The sequence below is a fragment of the Glutamicibacter sp. AOP12-B1-11 genome (genome assembly GCF_052379245.1).
Classification (GTDB): Bacteria; Actinomycetota; Actinomycetes; order Actinomycetales; family Micrococcaceae; genus Glutamicibacter.
The window spans coordinates 1-1,603 of sequence record NZ_JBQSYL010000076.1 but is presented as its reverse complement, the minus strand read 5'-3'; the positions used below and the strand labels follow the sequence as shown (position 1 = coordinate 1,603).

Here is a 1,603-nt window from a genome sequence, read left to right as displayed (position 1 = left end):
CGGAAATTTTCAAGTCAAGTGAGACCACTAAGTCTTAGGCCAACATCTTTTCTCCTTCTTCCTGCTTGATCGGTTCGTTAATCCAAGCCGCTTCTGGCAGCAACATTTTCTTCGGGAGCCGGTTCTTTCCAAACCGCTCAGGATGCTCCGCCCATGCCTTTTCCAACGCCGCTAGGCGTTGGTCATCCACGTGCCCAGTCATTCCGAAATGCACGTCGGCAGGAGTATGAAAACCCAATCCTGAATGGCGATGCTCAGTGTTATAAGCATGAACAAACCGATCCATAAAATCCCTGGCGTGCTCCAGCGAACCGAACCGCTCAGGAAATGCCGGCATATACTTCAAAGTCTTAAACCACGACTCTGAGTACGGATTGTCATTGCTCACCTTCGGCCGGGAATGCGAACGCAACACATCCAAATCAGAGAGCAACGCCGCGACCGGTTTGGACGTCATGGACGTCCCCCGATCAGCATGAACTACTTGCGGGACTTGATCCTGAGCAAAAACCTTCTTCATGAACGCTTCAGCCAACGCCCCAGACTCCCGTAAATGGACCTGGCACCCGACGATATAACGAGAATAAATATCGATCATCACGTACGCATCAAAGTAGGTCCCTTTGCGAGGCCCCGCCAATTTGGTGATGTCCCACGAAAAGACCTCACCAGGCTGATACGCCACTAATTCAGGGACTTTCCGTGCCGGATGACGTGCCTGCCGCCGGCGCTCAGCGACTTGTTTTTCACGTCGTAGAAGCCGATATATGCTGGCCACCGAACACAAGTAGGTCCCTTCGCTGAGCAGCACCGCATAGATCTGTTCTGGTGCTTGATCCACAAACCGGTCGCTATTCAACGTTTCAAGAATCAACGCTTCTTCAGCCTCGGTGAGCTTGTTCGCCGGTGCCGGCCGAGGCGCATCAACTGGCTTGCGTGGAAAACGTTCAGCACGCTTGTGGCGGGCCATCGTGGCCCGACTGACACCAGCCAAAGAACTGGCTCGGCGAGTCGAAATCCCAGACTCAACGAGCTGGTCAAAGACGTTTTTCATGAACGCACGGGAATCTATTCGGAATCCGCGCTCTTCGAGATCTGCTCCAAGAGCGCGTGTGCTTTTCCCATGATGTCTAGCGCGGTTTGCGTGGTCGCGAGTTTCGCGTCGCGGGCAGCTAATTCTTTCTTCAGCCGTGCGATTTCTGCTTGTTCTTTGGTGAGTTTGCTCTTCGTGGTCCGTGCCGTTCCGCCCTGAGCTGTGGTGGCGTGCTCGTCGAGGATCCCTGCGTTGCGGAGTTTGCGCCATTCAGCAATGTGGGAGGAGTAGATCCCGTTGGCGCGTAGGTAGCTGCCGCCTTCACTTGTTTGGATGGCTTGGTCATAGCCTTGAAGGTAGGCAAGTTTCTGAGCGGGGCTGATGGTACGGCGACGGGGCTGGTCCGGGCGTGGAGAAGAATCCATGCTTCTATTCTCGGACACATCAGGGGCTGGTTGCTTCAAGGTGGTGATGCTCATGGTGCGCTGAGTTTCCTTGTTCTCGCCCTGTCTGGGGTGAGGCGGGGGTTGCTATGAGGGGCTGGTCTCACTCAACCCTGACAGACAGGGG

2 protein-coding genes are annotated in these 1,603 nt (G+C 54.9%); both read right to left on the bottom strand.

Going from position 1 to position 1,603, the window contains the following annotated elements; genetic code table 11:
- Positions 1-34 precede the first annotated feature (34 nt).
- Complete coding sequence (locus tag ACT3UQ_RS19650) at positions 35-1,177, bottom strand: IS3 family transposase (RefSeq protein ID WP_444635775.1); 1,143 nt, start codon at positions 1,175-1,177, stop codon at positions 35-37.
- Positions 1,069-1,458, bottom strand: coding sequence for a hypothetical protein (locus tag ACT3UQ_RS19645; protein ID WP_444635778.1), 390 nt, complete (start codon positions 1,456-1,458; stop codon positions 1,069-1,071). The genes ACT3UQ_RS19650 and ACT3UQ_RS19645 overlap by 109 nt, the downstream gene beginning before the upstream one ends.
- Positions 1,459-1,603 lie beyond the last annotated feature (145 nt).

What these genes read in the sequence shown, in the direction of transcription:
- ACT3UQ_RS19645 (WP_444635778.1), bottom strand. Translation starts at nt 1,458, where the DNA reads ATGGATTCTTCTCCACGCCCGGACCAGCCCCGTCGCCGTACCATCAGC.